The sequence below is a fragment of the Marinobacter qingdaonensis genome, from assembly GCF_034555935.1.
In the GTDB taxonomy this organism is placed as follows: Bacteria; Pseudomonadota; Gammaproteobacteria; order Pseudomonadales; family Oleiphilaceae; genus Marinobacter; species Marinobacter qingdaonensis.
Window position 1 is genome coordinate 3,064,145 of sequence record NZ_JAYDCJ010000003.1, and the last position, 16,150, is coordinate 3,080,294.

The window sequence follows — 16,150 nt, forward strand, 5'->3', positions numbered from 1 at the left end:
GGAAAATCAGAAACGGCCGAGGATAAAACTCGCCAATTCGAGATCGGCGGGCACCGTCACCTTGATGTTGTCCGGCCGGCCCTCCACCAGGACTGGCATGTTACCGGAAAACTCCATGGCTGAGGATTCATCCGTGACCGGCTGCCCGGCGGCAACAGCCTTCTGCAGGGCGTCAGCCAGGGCACCGTACCGGAACATCTGCGGGGTAAACGCCCGCCAGAGCCCGCCCCGGTCCACCGTCTCCCGGACCTCAGGCTCACTCGCCCCGTCAGCCCGCTTCAAGGTATCCGCCACCGGCGACGCCAGCAGTCCTCCGATCGGATGCTCGATGAGGGTATCGACCAGACGCGCCAGGTCATCCGGGTGGACACAAGGCCGGGCCGCATCGTGCACCAGAACCCAGTCGTGGGCACTCGCCTGCCCTGCCAAGGCGGCCAACGCCGCCAGCACCGAATCGGCCCGTTCGTCGCCGCCGGTGCAGGTCTGCACCCGCCCTTCCCGACTGGCCTCGGAATCCGGCCACCAGCGGTCGTCCGGGCTCAGTGGCACCATACATCCGGCCAACGGAAGCGATTCCAGAAGGCGTGACAGGGTGATGTCCAGAATGAACCGGGAGTGAATACGGAGGTATTGCTTGGGAAGCTCGGCTTGCATCCGGCGGCCGATGCCGGCGGCAGGCACAATAAGCCAGAGTCTGGGTGCAGTCATGGGTGGCCTGTCATAGGTCTGGAGAGCGGCGAGGGTGCCCTGCCCGGGAATGTCTGTGGCCACGGATGGCCACAGTCAAGCGCACAGGGACGTGCCCGTAGCGGTTCCCGGGCAGGGCGCCCTTGCCGCTCTGTGCTCCGGATCCGAAGCTCAGTTCTCTACCACAAGGAAGAAGGTCTCGTCCTCACGAATCAACCCAAGGTTCATCCGGGCCCGCTCCTCCACGGCGCTCTGCTCATTGCGCAGATTGCGCACCTCGGCATAGAGCCGCTCATTGCGGGTCGCCAGCTCGGCGTTTTCCTCACGCTGTTCGGCAATGGACTGTTCCAGGGCCCAGACCTGCGCGAAGCTGCCCTCCCCGACCCACAGGCGCACCTGCAGCAGGAGTATCAGCACGATCATCGTGGTCCAAAGCAACTTCATTGCCGATTCCGTAACGAATTAACCGATCAAAAATTCAACGACGTTTGTCGAGTATAGACCTTTGAGTAGATTACCAACAAGTTCTTCTAAGCACTTGTGTAAAAAGGCCATCGTGACTGAATTCTCATTCAGCGCACGATGGCCTTTTGCATTCTTGGGCCACAATCATAAGGATCGTGGCTCAAAATGAAAGGTCGGGATCAGCCCTGACCTTTGATCTCCGCCAGACCGCGGTAAGGTGCCTTGCCGTCCAGCGCTTCCTCGATGCGCAGCAACTGGTTGTACTTGGCAACCCGGTCAGAGCGGCACAGCGAGCCGGTCTTGATCTGGCCCGCGCAGGTGGCCACGGCCAGATCGGCGATGGTGGTGTCTTCGGTTTCACCGGAGCGGTGGGAGATCACCGCGGTGTAGCCGGCGTCCTGAGCCATCTTGATGGCGTCCAGGGTTTCGCTCAGGCTGCCGATCTGGTTGAACTTGATCAGGATGGAGTTGCCCACACCCTTGTCGATGCCCTGCTTCAGGATACGGGTGTTGGTCACGAACAGATCGTCGCCCACCAGCTGGACCTTGCTGCCCAGCTTGTCGGTCAGCACCTTCCAGCCATCCCAGTCGCTTTCGTCCATGCCGTCTTCGATGGAGACGATCGGGTAGCGCTCGCACAGACCGGCCAGGTAATCGGCAAAGCCTTCGGAATCAAAGCTCTTGCCTTCGCCAGTCAGCTGATACTGGCCATCCTTGTAGAATTCGGACGAGGCACAGTCGAGCGCCAGGGTCACGTCGGAGCCCAGGGCGTAGCCGGCCTTCTCAACCGCTTCCTTGATCACCGCCAGCGCCGCTTCGTTGGACGGCAGGTTCGGAGCAAAGCCACCCTCATCGCCCACGGCGGTGTTCAGACCCTGGGCCTTCAGCACTTTCTTCAGGCTGTGGAAGATTTCCGCGCCGATGCGCAGGGCTTCGCCGAAGTCCTTGGCCGCCACCGGCTGGATCATGAACTCCTGGATGTCGACGTTGTTGTCGGCGTGCTCACCGCCGTTCAGGATGTTCATCATCGGGACCGGCATGCTGAACTGGCCGGCGCTGCCGTTCAGATCGGCAATGTGCGCGTACAGCGGCTTGCCCAGGGACTCGGCCGCGGCCTTGGCGGCGGCCAGGGACACCGCCAGAATGGCGTTGGCGCCCAGGTTGGCCTTGTTGTCGGTGCCATCCAGCTCCAGCATCAGAGTGTCCAGGGCGCGCTGATCGGCCGCGTCCTTACCCACCAGGGCATCACGGATCTTGCCATTGACGGCTTCAACCGCCTTGCGCACGCCCTTGCCGAGGTAACGGGACGCGTCCTGATCACGCAGCTCGAGCGCTTCACGGGAGCCGGTGGAGGCGCCGGAGGGCGCACAGGCACGGCCCAGGGTGCCGTCTGCCAGGACAACGTCGGCCTCAACGGTCGGGTTGCCTCGGGAGTCGAGAACTTCGCGCGCCTTAATGTTGGCAATCTTTGTCATTGTGAGGAATCTCCAAAGTATTCAGGTAATCAAAGGATGACGAAACGAAGAACACCGCCGGTCAGGCGGTGTCGATAGGTTGAAAACTCTTGACCAGGTCGTCCACGGCCTTGACCCGTGACAGGAACGGCTCGAGCTGACTCAGGCGCAGGGCGCAGGGGCCATCGCATTTCGCCTGGTCCGGGTCCGGGTGCGCTTCCAGGAACAGGCCGGCCAGACCCTGGGACATGCCCGCCAGTGCCAGGTCAGTCACCTGGGCACGGCGCCCGCCGGCCGAATCGGCACGGCCACCGGGCATCTGCAGGGCGTGAGTGACGTCGAAGAACACCGGCACGTTCAGCTGCTTCATGATGCCGAACCCGAGCATGTCGACCACCAGGTTGTTGTACCCGAAGCTGCTGCCCCGCTCACACAGGATCAGCTTGTCATTGCCCGCTTCCTCGCACTTGGTGATGATGTGCTTCATTTCCTGGGGCGCCAGGAACTGGGCTTTCTTGATGTTGATCACCGCTCCGGTCCGGGCCATGGCCACCACCAGATCGGTCTGTCGGCTCAGGAACGCCGGCAGCTGGATGATGTCGCAGACCTCCGCGGCAGGCGCGGCCTGGGCCGGCTCATGCACGTCGGAAATGATCGGCACACCGAACTTGCTCTTGATGTCCGCCAAAATCTGCAGCCCGGCATCGAGTCCCGGCCCCCGGAAAGAATTCACCGACGACCGGTTGGCCTTATCGAAGGAGGCCTTGAACACGTACGGGATGCCCAGCTTGGTGCACACCTCGACGTAGGCCTCGGCCACCTCGAACGCCAGTTCCCGGGACTCCAGCACGTTCATGCCACCGAACAGCGCAAACGGCTGGTCGTTGGCGATGTCGATGTCTGCAACCTTAACGGTGTGCCGTGCCATGATCAGTCTCCCTGCTTGCGCGCCAGCGCTGCCTCAACAAAGCCCTTGAACAACGGATGGCCGTCGCGCGGGGTGGAGGTGAATTCCGGGTGGAACTGGCACGCCACGAACCAGGGGTGGTCTTTCACTTCGACCACTTCCACCAGCTTGCCGTCGCCCGAGCGGCCGGAAATGGTCAGGCCAGCGCCCTCGAGATTCGGCAGGAAATGGTTGTTCACCTCGTAGCGGTGACGATGGCGCTCGCGGATGGTCTTGCGACCGTAGCAACCGGCGATGGTGGTGCCCTCGGTCAGCACGCAGTCCTGGGCGCCCAGGCGCATGGTACCGCCCAGGTCGGACGCTTCGGTGCGCTCTTCCTTCTCGCCGCTGGCGTCCAGCCACTCGGTGATCAGGCCGACCACCGGCTCCGGGGTGTGCTCGCGAAATTCGGTGCTGTGGGCGTCGTTCAGGCCAGCCACATTACGGGCGTATTCAATGACCGCCACCTGCATACCCAGGCAGATCCCGAGATAGGGAACCTTGTTCTCGCGGGCGTACTGCACGGTGCGGATCTTGCCCTCAACCCCACGCTCCCCGAAGCCACCGGGAACCAGGATGGCATCCGCGCTTTCCAGCGCACCGGTGCCATCGCGCTCGATGTCTTCGGAGTCGATGTAATTGATGTTGACCTTGGTCCGGGTCTTGATGCCGGCGTGCAGCAGCGACTCGATCAGGGACTTGTAGGCGTCGAGCAGCTCCATGTACTTGCCGACCATGGCCACGGTGATCTCACCTTCCGGATTGAGCAGTGACTCGACCACGTTGTCCCACTCGGACAGATCAGCGGAACGGGCATCGAGGTTGAAGCGCTCGATTACCAGCTGGTCCAGGCCATGCTCGTGCAGCATGCGCGGGATGGCGTAGATGGACTTGGCGTCCTGCAGCGGAATGACCGCGCGCTCTTCAACGTTGGTGAACAGCGCAATCTTGCGGCGGGAGCTGGCATCGACCTCGTGCTCGGAGCGACACAGCAGGATGTCCGGCTGCAGGCCGATGGAGCGCATTTCCTTCACGGAATGCTGGGTCGGCTTGGTCTTGATCTCGCCAGCGGTGGCAATGTACGGAACCAGGGTCAGGTGCATGAACAGCGCACGCTGCGCGCCGACTTCCACCTTCAGCTGACGACAGGCCTCAAGGAACGGCAGGGACTCGATGTCACCCACGGTACCGCCAATCTCGATCAGCGCCACGTCGGCACCGGCCGCACCTTCCACCACCCGACGCTTGATCTCGTCGGTGATGTGCGGAATGACCTGTACGGTCCCGCCCAGGTAGTCGCCCCGGCGTTCCTTGCGGATCACTTCCTCGTAGACCCGGCCGGTGGTGAAGTTGTTGCGACGGGTCATCGGGGTGCGGATAAACCGCTCGTAGTGGCCCAGGTCGAGGTCGGTTTCCGCGCCGTCGTCGGTGACAAAAACCTCACCGTGCTGGAACGGGCTCATGGTGCCGGGGTCCACGTTGATGTACGGGTCCAGCTTGAGAATGGTGACCTTCAGGCCGCGTGCCTCGAGGATCGCAGCCAGCGAGGCCGATGCGATACCTTTCCCCAGGGAGGACACGACACCGCCGGTGACGAAAATATAACGCGTCATGCAGATTCCATGATTGTCTGGTTCGGTGAAGGAGGGAGATTGTCATCTCAAGATGGGACGCCAGACTACCAGAATCCCCCCCCTGACTCAATCACATTCCCGCGTCACGATCAGCCGCCAGCCGGCGGCAGGAGCGCTTCCCGAGTACCGATCCGAGCACCACAGATCGGCCACGGCAATCAGTTCGCCATCGGCTTCGGAACCCGCAAAAACCAACGGCAGACGGGCCCTTTCCCAGGGCGGTATCGACTGCTCCTGCAGCCAGTTCTTCAGGGTTTTTGACGACCGATCCGGGTGGGTGCGCAGGCGCTCCCCCCCTCGCCTCGTAGATACCCGTATTGGCGGGCGGGCCGATTCTGGGTTAGCGACCGGCTCCAGCTGCAACTGCCATGGCCCCCAGCTCACCGGGCGGCCGGGCAACAGCTCGACCGACTCATCCGGAAGCGCGGACGGGGTCGGCACCAGATACACATGCCCCTGAAACCGGCGCAGACTGAACCCGTCTGCGCGCAGCTCCGGCTCCCGATCGACTCCCGCCGCCAGCAGATCGGTCATGACCTGCTGCCAGTCGGCCACCACCGGCGCCGGGTAGCCGTGCTCCCGGGCCCACCAGCGCACCAGATTTTTCTGTTCCGGCAGCGACAGCGCCCGCAGCCCGGTCACCGAAACCCGCCCCTGGCCGTCAGCCACGGATTGCCACTGCAACGCCGCTAGGCGGTCGTTGAGCTGCTGACTTTCGCCGCAGGCACCGGCACTGTGGCGCAGACGCTGGATCAGTCCGGGCCAGCGCGCACGCAAGCCGGGCAAGATGGCGTGGCGCAGGTAATTGCGGTCGTAGCCCTGATCGTCGTTGCTGGGATCATCGACCCAGGTCAGGGACGCCTTTCGGGCCCAGTACTCAAGCTCCGACCGCTCCAACGCCAGCAGGGGGCGGACCAGATGGCCCCGCCCCAGGGACCGGAAGCGGGGCATGCCGGCGAGCCCGGCCACACCACTGCCGCGAATCAGCCGAAACAGCACGGTTTCCGCCTGATCGTCGGCGTGGTGGGCCATCAGCAGCAGATCGTCGGCCTGGACCAGGGCCTCAAAAGCCCGGTAGCGGGCCTTGCGCGCGGCCTCTTCGATTCCCCCGACGCCGGCACCGGACCGGCCCCGGTCGACCGTGACGGTCTCAACCCGAAGCGGGATGCCCAGGGCCTGGCACTGCTGGCGACAGAAACCTTCGGTGGTGCCGGCGTTGGGCTGAAGCTGATGATTGACGTGTATGGCACCGACCGGAACCCGGTTTTTATGGCAGGCGGTGACGAGATGCAGGAGTAGAACGGAGTCCAGGCCGCCACTCAGGGCGACCCAGAGGCGGGCATGTTCGGGGAGCGACCTGACCGGATCGCACAGCAGATCCGGCCAGGCAAATCCGGAGCCGGGCTCAGCGCCCGTTGTCATAGCGGGTCAAACGCTCGTACCGGCGCGCGACCAACTCATCCAGAGGCAGGCGACTGAGTTCGGCCACGCCCTTTGCCAGCACCTCTTTCAGCGAGGCTGACATTTTCTCAGGGCTGCGATGGGCACCACCCAGCGGTTCCTGGATGACGTTGTCCGCCAGCCCCAGGTCCTTCAGGCGATCGGCGGTGACACCCATGGCCTCGGCGGCCTGGGCCGCGAACTCGGCGCTCTTCCAGAGGATCGAGGCGCAGCCTTCGGGTGAGATGACCGCGTAGGTGGAGTACTGGAGCATGTTCAGCTGATCGCAGACACCGATCGCCAGGGCGCCACCGGAGCCGCCCTCACCGATCACGGTGGAGATGATCGGGGTTTTCAGGCGGGACATGACCGCCAGATTGAAGGCGATGGCCTCACTCTGGCCCCGCTCCTCGGCTCCGATGCCCGGGTAGGCCCCCGGGGTGTCGATGAAGGTCAGGATCGGCATCTTGAAGCGTTCCGCCATTTCCATCAGACGCAGGGCCTTACGGTAGCCCTCCGGCCGTGGCATGCCGAAATTGCGCTTGACCTTGTCGCGGACTTCGCGGCCCTTCTGGTGGCCAATCACCATGACCGGCTTGTCGTCCAGGCGGGCGGTGCCACCGACGATGGCGAGATCGTCGGCGTAGCGACGGTCACCGTGCAGCTCGTCGAAATCCTCGAAAATGGTCTCGATGTAATCGAGCGTGTAAGGCCGGCGTGGGTGCCGGGCCAGACGCGCCACATCCCAGGGCTGGAGATTCGAGAAGATGCTCTCGGTCAGACTGACGCTCTTCTTCTTCAGCCGGGTGATTTCATCGGTGATGTTGATGTCGGTATCGTTACCGACCATGCGAAGCTCTTCGATCTTCGCTTCCAGGTCGGCAATAGGCTGTTCGAAATCCAGATAGTTAGGGTTCATGATGTTCCATCATTTGATTGCCAGGTGGAGAAAGACTCCGCCAAACCAGAATTTGGGACAAAGATAGCAGCGCGGGCAGCTGGGCTAAAGCGGACCTTGGTATGAGTCCGCTTTTCAAGAAAACCGTCATTTCCCAACATTTCGACTGCATTTGCGCTCAGAACCTTGCCGGACACCTTCAATCATAGACCAGTTCTACCGACTGGTCGCCCACCAGGTAGCGCAGCTCCAGCAGCAGATTGTCGTCCGGCTGCACCCGCCAGGATTCGCCCAGTTCGATCCGGGTTTTGGCATCGGCACTGGCGTATTCGATCCACACCGGACTGCCCTCGCAACGGAACGGCCGCAAGGTACTGTCGAGTTTGTCCAGCAGGCCGTTCTGCAACTGATCGGCACGAAGTGACAGCTGCAGCCCCCGGCTGAACTGCTGACGCGCGGTGCCCACGTCCATGACCGAACTGACCCGCATCTTCATCTGGCCGGAGTAGTCATCGTGGCTGACCTGGCCCTCCACCACGATGACCTGGTCCGACTGCAGCAGCTCACGGTTCTCGAAGAAGGCCTCGGAGAACAGCGTGGCCTCGATGCGGGCACTGCGGTCGTCCAGGGTAATGAAACACATGGTTGAACCGGTCCGGGTTTTCATGGTGCGCTGGGCCACCACCAAGCCGGCCACGCGCTGCGGCGACTTATTCGGCTTCAGATCGGCAATGGAGGAACGCACGAACCGGCGCACCTCTTTCTCATATTCATCAAACGGATGGCCGGTAAGATACAGTCCGAGGGTGTCTTTCTCGCCCTTCAAACGTTGCTTTTCAGGCCATTCCCGTACATTCGCCACATCGGCGTAGGTGTCGTCACCGTCACCGCCCTGCAGCATCTCCCCGAACATGTCCACCATGCCCGCGGATTCGTTGCGGGACTGCTGGTCGGCCTGCTGCACCGCCTTGTCGATGCTGGCCATCAACTGCGCCCGGCTGGCCCCGAGCTTGTCCATGGCTCCGGAACGGATCAGCGCTTCCATGGCCCGCTTGTTGACCTTCTTCAGGTCGACCCGGCGGCAGAAATCGAAGATGTCCTGGTAGGGTTCGCCGTCGCCGCGCCCTTCCACGATGCTCTGGATCGGCCCCTCACCCAGACCCTTGATGGCGCCCAGGCCATACACAATCTGGCCGTCGTCGTTGACCGTGAAGGTGTATTCGGACCGGCTGACGTCGGGCACCAGCAGGTCCAGCTTCATGTTCCGGCACTCTTCCACCAGGGTGACCACCTTGTCGGTGTTCTGCATATCGGCGGTCAGTACCGCGGCCATGAATTCGGCCGGGTAATGGGCCTTCAGCCACAGGGTCTGGTAGGACACCAGGGCGTACGCGGCCGAGTGCGACTTGTTGAAACCGTAGCCGGCGAACTTTTCCACCAGGTCGAAGATGTTCTCCGCCAGGGTCTTGTCGATGCCGTTGTTCTCGCAGCCCTCCAGGAAGAACTGCTTCTGCTTGGCCATTTCCTCGGGCTTTTTCTTACCCATGGCCCGGCGCAGCATGTCGGCGTTGCCCAGGGTGTAACCGGCCATGACCTGGGCGATCTGCATGACCTGCTCCTGGTACAGGATGACCCCGTAGGTGGGCTCCAGCACCGGTTTCAGGCCTTCGTACTGGTAATCCGGGTGCGGGAACGACATCGGCTGACGGCCGTGCTTCCGGTCGATGAAGTCGTCCACCATGCCGGACTGCAGCGGGCCCGGGCGGAACAGGGCCACCAGGGCGATCATGTCTTCCAGGGAGTCCGGCTGCAGGCGCCGGATCAGGTCCTTCATGCCGCGGGATTCCAGCTGGAACACCGCGGTGGTTTCGGCCTTCTTGAGCATGTCGAACGACGGCACGTCGTCCAGCGGGATCTCGTTGATGTCCAGATCCGCCTCACCGCGCTGCTGACGGCGCGGATTGATCATGTTCAGGGCCCACTTGATGATGGTCAGGGTGCGCAGGCCGAGGAAGTCGAACTTGACCAGGCCGGCGTCTTCCACGTCGCCCTTGTCGAACTGGGTGACCAGGCTGCCGCCCTCGTCGTCGCAGTACAGCGGCGAGAAATCGGTGATCTTGGTCGGCGCGATAACCACGCCCCCGGCGTGCTTACCGGCGTTCCGGCACACCCCCTCGAGCTTGAGCGCCATCTCCCAGATTTCCTGGGCTTCCTCATCCTGCTCCAGGAACTCCTTGAGCTGGGGCTCCTGCTCGATGGCCTTTTCCAGGGTCATGCCCACTTCGAACGGGATCAGCTTGGAGAGCTTGTCGGCCAGACCGTAGGACTTGCCCTGCACCCGCGCCACGTCCCGCACCACCGCCTTGGCGGCCATGGTGCCGAAGGTGATGATCTGGGACACCGCCTCACGGCCGTATTTCTGGGCCGTGTACTCGATCACCCGGTCCCGGCCTTCCATGCAGAAGTCGACGTCGAAGTCGGGCATGGACACCCGCTCCGGGTTCAGGAAGCGCTCAAACAGCAGGTCGTATTCCAGCGGGTCCAGATCGGTGATCAGCTGGGCGTAGGCCACCAGGGAGCCGGCACCGGAGCCCCGGCCCGGCCCCACTGGCACGCCGTTGTTCTTGGCCCACTTGATGAAGTCCATCACGATCAGGAAGTAGCCCGGAAACCCCATCTGGATGATGATGTCCAGCTCGAAGTTCAGGCGCTTGTAGTAGGCGGCGCGCTTTTCCTCGTACTGCGGGTCGTCCGTGCTCAGACTCTTGGCGAGACGATCCTCCAGGCCATCCTCGGACACCTTGCGGAAGTACTCGTCCATGGTCATGCCGTCTGGGATCGGGTAGTTCGGCAGGAAGTACTCGCCCATGCGCACCTTCACCGAGCACCGGCGGGCAATCTCCACGGTGTTCTCGATGGCTTCCGGGATGTCCGAGAACAGCTCGATCATGTCCTCGGCGCTGCGCAGATACTGCTGGTCACTGAACCGGCGTTCCCGGCGGGGATCGTCCAGGGTGCGGCTCTCGCCGATGCAGACCCGGGCCTCGTGGGCCTCGAAATCCTCGGCGTTGAGGAAGTGCACGTCGTTGGTGGCGACCACCGGCAAGCCCAACTCGCCCGCCAGCTCAACGCTCAGATGCAGGCAATCCTCGTCGCCGTCACGGCCGGTGCGCTGCAGCTCCAGGTAGAAGGCGCCCGGATACAGAGTCATCCAGTAGCTGGCCCGCTCCCGCGCCAACTCCGGCTTGCCGGCCATCAGGGCCTTGCCGACATCACCCAGCTTGGCACCGGACAGCAGGATCAGCCCCTGAGCCCGCTCTTCCAGCCACTGGCGCTGGATGATCGGTTTGCCAAAACGCTGGCCATCGGTAAAGCCCAGGGAAATAATCTCGGTCAGGTTCAGGTAGCCGTCGTTGTTGCGGGCCAGCAGGGTGATCCGGAACGGGTTGTCGGGCTCGTCCGGGTTGTCCAGCCACAGGTCGGCGCCAATGATCGGCTTGACCCCGGCACCGGTCGCGGCTTTGTAGAAACGAACCAGCGAGCACATGTTGGACTGCTCGGTCAGCCCCACGGCGGGCATGCCCAGTTCCGCCACCCGGCCAATCAGGGGCTTGACCCGGACCAGGCCATCAACCATGGAGTATTCGGAGTGCACGCGAAGGTGTACAAAAGTCTGCGCCATAACGTCGGGCAATTCCTGCTAGTAAAGTCTGTTGGGCCTGGCGTTCAGCCGCCGATCAGGGCCCGGATGTCTGCTTCGGTCTGGGGCCCGAACCGGGCCTCCAGTAACTCGCCGTCGGGATCGACGACGAAGGTGGCCGGCAGGGCCACTGGGGTCTGCCAGCCGAATTCCGGCCCCGGGTCCTTGGCCAGCATGGTGAACTCGATGCCCATGCGCTCACCCAGCTCGATCAGTTGCTCGCCCTGGATGCCGTCAAAATTCACCCCGAGAACGGCGATGTCCGGGGCCTTGTCCAGCTCGTTGAGTTCGGGGATTTCCTCCAGGCAGGGTTTGCACCACTCGGCCCAGTAATTGACCAGCACCCACTGCCCCCGCAGCTGGTCCCAGCCCAGCTTCGGACCGTCGGCCCGCTCCAGCTCGATCTGTTCACAGCCGGCCAGCACCAGGGCCAATGCCGCCGCCAACCATGGCGCCAAGCGCCGGGCCAACCTCCGGTTTTCAGGGTACTGCACGGAATAACCTCCTGTTAGACTACGGACCACGAAAATTTCCCGTATCCACTCAGACTGAGAATCAGGCTCGAAGATGACAGAACCAACCCGGATTTTCCATAACCCCCGCTGCTCGAAGTCACGCCAAACCCTTGAGCTGCTTACAGATCGTGGAATCGAACCGACGATTATACGCTACCTGGAAACGCCTCCGACAGAGGCAGAGCTTGATCGCATCCTGACCCAGCTGGGTGTCGAGCCCCGCGAGCTGATGCGCACCAAGGAAAAAGAGTACAAGGAACTCGGTCTCGACCAGCCGGAACTGAGCCGGGCGCAACTGATTGCGGCCATGGTGGCCACCCCCAAGCTGATCGAGCGCCCCATTGTACTCGCCAACGGCAAGGCCGCGGTAGGCCGGCCACCGGAAAACGTGCTGTCGATTCTTTAATGACGGCGGTGACTGTCCACCTGCAACCACGCCCTGGGAGCTAGCCATGACCGATCAGACGCCGTACCTTCTGATCCTGTACTACAGCCGGAACGGACAAACCGCGGAGCTGGCGAACCAGATCGGGCGCGGGGTTGCCCGGGTTACCGGCATTGATGCCCGGCTACGTTCGGTGCCGCCGGTGTCCCCGGCTACCGAGTCGACCTTGCCCGCCGTACCCGATGCCGGCGCCCCCTACGCCAGCAAAGCCGATCTGGCCAACTGCGCGGGCCTGGCCCTGGGCAGCCCGACCCGGTTCGGCAACATGGCCGCGCCGCTCAAGCATTTTCTCGACACCACCGGTGATCTCTGGCTCAGTGGCGCCCTCGCCGGCAAACCGGCCGGAGCTTTCACCTCCACCGGCAGCCTGCACGGCGGTCAGGAAAGCACGCTGTTGACCATGATGGTGCCGCTGCTGCACCACGGCATGGTGCTGAGCGGCCTGCCCTACACCGAGAACGCGCTGGGTGAGACCAGCACCGGTGGCACGCCCTACGGGCCAAGCCACTGGGCCGGCACGGGCGAGCAGTTACCGGTCAGCGACCATGAAAAACAGCTTTGCCAGGCCCTGGGCGAGCGCCTGGCCCGACTGGCCCTGAAACTGGCGGCCTGATACGCCCCGGGCTCCGGCCCGTATGCCTTTGAACCTTCATTTTTCCCGGACACACTCTATGCTGCACAATCCCAAAGCCCGAACCACCGCCCGTTTGACCATCGCGCTTTACCTGGCGGTTCTGGCAACCCTACTGGCCACCACGTTTTTTCCAGCGCCGGTCGAAGGCGTTTCGGTGCCGTTGATGCTCGCGGTCAAGCTGTTGCCGCTTCTGGCCTTTGCGGTCCCGGTGTTTCGTGGCCACAATCGCGGTTACATCTGGATGGCGTTCGTGGTCATCTTCTACTTTACTCAAGCCGTGGTGTCGGCCTGGCTGAGCGAGGGCGCCGCCGGCCCTGTGGTACTGACCGTTCTGACCTTCCTGCTTTTTACCGTTGCCATGGTCCACCTCAAGGTGAACCGGCCGGTGGCAGGCTAACCCCCGTCGCCACTGACAGCGAGTGCAAATGTCCGATACCGATGCCGCCAACCGTCCGATTCGCCCGGCCCCGCCGGCCCACAGCGTGCTGACCCTGAGGGACGTGTGCGCCGCGCTGGTGGCGACCGGCGAAGTCAGCCAGGACGACGCGGAGCGGGTGCTGACCGCCAACCTGGGCGCCGCCACCGAACAGGGCCAAAGCGCACGGCGCCACCCGCTGGAACTGGTCGCCATTGCCGGCCTGACCAGCCGGAATTCGGGCCGGGTCCTGGATCTGGACCGGCTGACCCAGTGGCTGGCGGACTGGGCCGGACAACCCTATTTCCACATCGACCCGCTGAAAATCGACACCCCGGCGATCGCCCGGGTGATGTCCTACGCCTTTGCCCAGCGCCACCGCATTCTGGCCGTAGCGATCGGTCCGGACGAGGTCGTGATCGCCAGCCCCGAACCGTTCAAGAGCGACTGGGAAAGCAACCTGCGCCAGGCCACGCGCAAGGACATCCGGCGCGTGGTGGCCAATCCCGAAGACATCCGCCGCTACACCGTGGAGTTCTACCAGCTCGCCAACTCGGTCAGTAAAGCGGGTGGCGGCAAGGCCGCCGGTGCCGCCAGCAACCAGAACTTCGAGCAGTTGCTGGATCTGGGCACCACGGAAAACCCGGACGCCAACGACCAGCACGTGGTCAAGATCGTCGACTGGTTGCTGCAATACGCCTTCGACCAGCGCGCCTCCGACATCCACATAGAACCCCGACGGGCGGTGACCCAGGTTCGGTTCCGGATCGATGGCGTGCTGCACAACGTCTACGAATTTCCCGAGCACGTCGGGGTGGCGGTCACCAGCCGCCTGAAAATACTCGGTCGGCTCAACGTGGCGGAAAAGCGACGGCCCCAGGATGGCCGCATCAAGACCCGCAAGCCGGACAACCGGGAGGTGGAGCTGCGACTGGCCACCATGCCGACAGCGTTCGGCGAGAAAATGGTGATGCGGATCTTCGATCCGGACGTGCTGCTGAAATCCTACGAGCAACTGGGCTTTGGCAAGGAAGACCGGGACCGCTGGCAGACCATCACCAGCCAGGCCCACGGCATTGTGCTGGTGACCGGACCGACCGGGTCCGGCAAGACCACCACGCTCTACTCCACCCTCAAGCAGATCGCCTCGTCGGAACTGAACGTGTGCACCATCGAGGATCCGATCGAGATGGTGGAGCCGGCGTTCAACCAGATGCAGGTCCAGAGCAACATCGACCTGACCTTCGCCGCCGGAGTGCGCGCGCTGCTGCGCCAGGACCCGGACATCATCATGATCGGGGAAATCCGGGACCTGGAGACCGCAGAGATGGCGGTCCAGGCGGCGCTGACCGGGCATCTGGTGCTGTCCACCCTGCACACCAACGACGCCCCCAGCGCCATTACCCGACTGATGGAGCTGGGCATCCCGCCCTACCTGATCCGGGCCACGGTGCTGGGGGTCATGGCCCAGCGCCTGACCCGGACCCTGTGCCCGCACTGCAAGACTCCGGGACCGGCCGACGAACAGGCCTGGCAAACCCTGACCCGGCCCTGGAAGGCGCCGGTGCCCAAGCAGTTCTACCAGCCGGTCGGCTGCCTGGAATGCCGCAACACCGGGTACATGGGCCGGGCCGGTGTGTACGAGATCATGAGCCTGTCCGGGGCACTGACCCGGCAGATCAACGATCGCTGCGAACTGGAGCAGTTGCGCCTGGACGCCTACAAGGAAGGCATGAAATCCCTTAGGCTGAGCGGCGCCCAGAAAGTTGCCAGCGGCCAGACCACGGTCGAGGAAATTCTGCGGGTGACCCCGGAAAGCCAGCGCTGACGGCGCCCCGGCTCAGGCACCCGGGCGCATGCCACACTGCTCCAGCAGTGCCTGCCAGCTCTGGGTGTGGCGCGCCATGGCGCGATCCAGCTGCTGCCAGACGCCGCCCTCCGCGTCTTGGGCCAGAACCTCCTCGTACCAGGCGGCAAACGCCGGCGGCATGACGCCGCGCTGTTGGCTGGCCAGGGTTTCGAGCGGGTCCATCAGCGCGACCCTGGCGCGGCGCACAGCGCTCATGTAGGGCTGGATTTTCTCGATGTAAACGCTGAAGAACATGCTCTGGACGATGTCAGACTGGTTGTTGGGCTTGCCATCCAGGCACAGGGGCCGACCCTCAATCCGCTGCTGCAGCAGCGCGGTGGCGTCGTCCAATCGGGTGGTCAGCAAGCCGGCGCTGTTAATCAGCTGCCCGGCCCGGTACTCGGCCTGCCACCGCTGGTGCACGCCGCCGGCAAAGTCCAGGGACACCTCCAGCTGGCCCGCCAGCAACGACGACATGGCCTCGTTCATGCGCTCGGCATCGCGGGCCAGATCCGCCACCGGATTGCCCTCCGGCGCCACGGGATAGTAACCCTTGGCCAGGGTAAACAGGGTCTCCACCTCTTCCACGCCCCAGGTGGCGTTCCAGACCGCAATGGGCAGCGACTCCCGCTTGCTGTCGATGGCCTCCTCAAGCACCTTCACCAGTTCCTCGTCCTCGGTTTCCGGCACACAGTCCCGGGCGGCCTCGACGAAACGCACTTCGTACCGCAACCGGTTCAACGGCTGCATGACCTTGCCCATCACCGAGTTTTTCTCGCCGACGACAAATTGCAGTTCACAGCCATACAGGGACAGAAAGTCGAGCATGCCCATGTCCAGCTCGGGCATGGGTAGGACCCGGTCACGCCGGCGGGGCAATTGCGGTGGGGAGCGCAAATCGGAATACTGCGGGTCGGTTTCCAGCACCCGCGCCACCCGCTCGACGTATTCGTCCATCATCGGGCGGGCTTCAGAGAAGGGATTGCAACCGCTCAGGATGGCCAGCGCCAGGCACGGCCACAACATCCTGATCCATCCGGACTCGGCCATCGACACCTCCTGAGGGTT

The 16,150-nt window shown here is 63.5% G+C and carries 14 protein-coding genes; 4 read left to right on the forward strand and 10 right to left on the reverse strand.

The window, feature by feature from the left end; all coding sequences use genetic code 11:
• Window positions 1-6 precede the first annotated feature (6 nt).
• The 9 genes from ispD to U5822_RS17330 all read right to left on the reverse strand — a co-directional run bounded on the left by ispD (window position 7) and on the right by U5822_RS17330 (window position 11,718).
• The gene (ispD, locus tag U5822_RS17290; RefSeq protein WP_322856844.1) at window positions 7-708 is read right to left on the reverse strand and encodes a 2-C-methyl-D-erythritol 4-phosphate cytidylyltransferase; all 702 of its coding nucleotides are present in this window, start codon (window positions 706-708) and stop codon (window positions 7-9) included.
• Between the two features lie 150 nt (window positions 709-858).
• Window positions 859-1,131, reverse strand: coding sequence for a septum formation initiator family protein (locus tag U5822_RS17295; RefSeq protein ID WP_322856845.1), 273 nt, complete (start codon window positions 1,129-1,131; stop codon window positions 859-861).
• A gap of 200 nt (window positions 1,132-1,331) precedes the next feature.
• Window positions 1,332-2,627 carry a phosphopyruvate hydratase gene (eno, locus tag U5822_RS17300; protein ID WP_322856846.1) on the reverse strand — a complete coding sequence of 432 codons (1,296 nt, stop codon included), beginning with the start codon at window positions 2,625-2,627 and terminating at the stop codon, window positions 1,332-1,334.
• Between the two features lie 61 nt (window positions 2,628-2,688).
• Window positions 2,689-3,534 (reverse strand): 3-deoxy-8-phosphooctulonate synthase, encoded by an 846-nt coding sequence (gene kdsA / locus U5822_RS17305; protein WP_322856847.1) that lies wholly within the window; start codon window positions 3,532-3,534, stop codon window positions 2,689-2,691.
• Window positions 3,535-3,536: 2 nt separating this feature from the next.
• Window positions 3,537-5,165: a CTP synthase gene (locus U5822_RS17310; RefSeq protein WP_322856848.1), complete on the reverse strand. Its 1,629-nt coding sequence runs from the start codon at window positions 5,163-5,165 to the stop codon at window positions 3,537-3,539.
• Window positions 5,166-5,252: 87 nt separating this feature from the next.
• The gene (gene tilS, locus U5822_RS17315; protein ID WP_322856849.1) at window positions 5,253-6,608 is read right to left on the reverse strand and encodes a tRNA lysidine(34) synthetase TilS; all 1,356 of its coding nucleotides are present in this window, start codon (window positions 6,606-6,608) and stop codon (window positions 5,253-5,255) included.
• Window positions 6,592-7,545, reverse strand: a complete 954-nt coding sequence (gene accA / locus U5822_RS17320; RefSeq protein WP_322856850.1) for an acetyl-CoA carboxylase carboxyl transferase subunit alpha — start codon at window positions 7,543-7,545, stop codon at window positions 6,592-6,594. Before accA ends, tilS begins: the two co-directional genes overlap by 17 nt.
• Before the next feature lie 178 nt (window positions 7,546-7,723).
• Entirely contained in the window at window positions 7,724-11,206 is a 3,483-nt protein-coding gene (dnaE, locus tag U5822_RS17325; protein ID WP_322856851.1) for a DNA polymerase III subunit alpha, read from the reverse strand.
• Between the two features lie 44 nt (window positions 11,207-11,250).
• Window positions 11,251-11,718: a TlpA family protein disulfide reductase gene (locus U5822_RS17330; RefSeq protein WP_425259379.1), complete on the reverse strand. Its 468-nt coding sequence runs from the start codon at window positions 11,716-11,718 to the stop codon at window positions 11,251-11,253.
• Window positions 11,719-11,791: 73 nt separating this feature from the next.
• Here U5822_RS17330 and arsC point away from each other — a divergent pair, with 73 nt between their 5' ends.
• From arsC to tfpB, 4 genes are read left to right on the forward strand one after another with little or no spacing between them, the layout of a single operon-like run.
• Entirely contained in the window at window positions 11,792-12,145 is a 354-nt protein-coding gene (gene arsC, locus U5822_RS17335) for an arsenate reductase (glutaredoxin) (RefSeq protein ID WP_322856852.1), read from the forward strand.
• A 46-nt stretch (window positions 12,146-12,191) separates the two neighbouring features.
• The gene (wrbA, locus tag U5822_RS17340) at window positions 12,192-12,797 is read left to right on the forward strand and encodes an NAD(P)H:quinone oxidoreductase (RefSeq protein WP_322856853.1); all 606 of its coding nucleotides are present in this window, start codon (window positions 12,192-12,194) and stop codon (window positions 12,795-12,797) included.
• Window positions 12,798-12,855: 58 nt separating this feature from the next.
• Entirely contained in the window at window positions 12,856-13,215 is a 360-nt protein-coding gene (locus U5822_RS17345; RefSeq protein ID WP_322856854.1) for a DUF2069 domain-containing protein, read from the forward strand.
• 28 nt (window positions 13,216-13,243) lie between these two features.
• The gene (tfpB, locus tag U5822_RS17350) at window positions 13,244-15,061 is read left to right on the forward strand and encodes a type IV pilus assembly ATPase TfpB (protein ID WP_322856855.1); all 1,818 of its coding nucleotides are present in this window, start codon (window positions 13,244-13,246) and stop codon (window positions 15,059-15,061) included.
• 12 nt (window positions 15,062-15,073) lie between these two features.
• On the opposite strand, the gene U5822_RS17355 is transcribed toward tfpB, so the two are convergent.
• Window positions 15,074-16,132 (reverse strand): DUF3080 domain-containing protein, encoded by a 1,059-nt coding sequence (locus tag U5822_RS17355; protein ID WP_322856856.1) that lies wholly within the window; start codon window positions 16,130-16,132, stop codon window positions 15,074-15,076.
• Window positions 16,133-16,150 lie beyond the last annotated feature (18 nt).

Excerpts from the sequence above, each read along its gene's own strand:
- wrbA (WP_322856853.1), top strand. The coding sequence starts at position 12,192 with ATGACCGATCAGACGCCGTACCTTCTGATCCTGTACTACAGCCGGAAC.
- eno (WP_322856846.1), bottom strand. The coding sequence starts at position 2,627 with ATGACAAAGATTGCCAACATTAAGGCGCGCGAAGTTCTCGACTCCCGA.
- ispD (WP_322856844.1), bottom strand. The coding sequence starts at position 708 with ATGACTGCACCCAGACTCTGGCTTATTGTGCCTGCCGCCGGCATCGGC.
- U5822_RS17310 (WP_322856848.1), bottom strand. The coding sequence starts at position 5,165 with ATGACGCGTTATATTTTCGTCACCGGCGGTGTCGTGTCCTCCCTGGGG.
- kdsA (WP_322856847.1), bottom strand. The coding sequence starts at position 3,534 with ATGGCACGGCACACCGTTAAGGTTGCAGACATCGACATCGCCAACGAC.
- U5822_RS17355 (WP_322856856.1), bottom strand. The coding sequence starts at position 16,132 with ATGGCCGAGTCCGGATGGATCAGGATGTTGTGGCCGTGCCTGGCGCTG.
- arsC (WP_322856852.1), top strand. The coding sequence starts at position 11,792 with ATGACAGAACCAACCCGGATTTTCCATAACCCCCGCTGCTCGAAGTCA.
- accA (WP_322856850.1), bottom strand. The coding sequence starts at position 7,545 with ATGAACCCTAACTATCTGGATTTCGAACAGCCTATTGCCGACCTGGAA.
- U5822_RS17295 (WP_322856845.1), bottom strand. The coding sequence starts at position 1,131 with ATGAAGTTGCTTTGGACCACGATGATCGTGCTGATACTCCTGCTGCAG.
- U5822_RS17345 (WP_322856854.1), top strand. The coding sequence starts at position 12,856 with ATGCTGCACAATCCCAAAGCCCGAACCACCGCCCGTTTGACCATCGCG.
- tilS (WP_322856849.1), bottom strand. The coding sequence starts at position 6,608 with ATGACAACGGGCGCTGAGCCCGGCTCCGGATTTGCCTGGCCGGATCTG.
- tfpB (WP_322856855.1), top strand. The coding sequence starts at position 13,244 with ATGTCCGATACCGATGCCGCCAACCGTCCGATTCGCCCGGCCCCGCCG.
- dnaE (WP_322856851.1), bottom strand. The coding sequence starts at position 11,206 with ATGGCGCAGACTTTTGTACACCTTCGCGTGCACTCCGAATACTCCATG.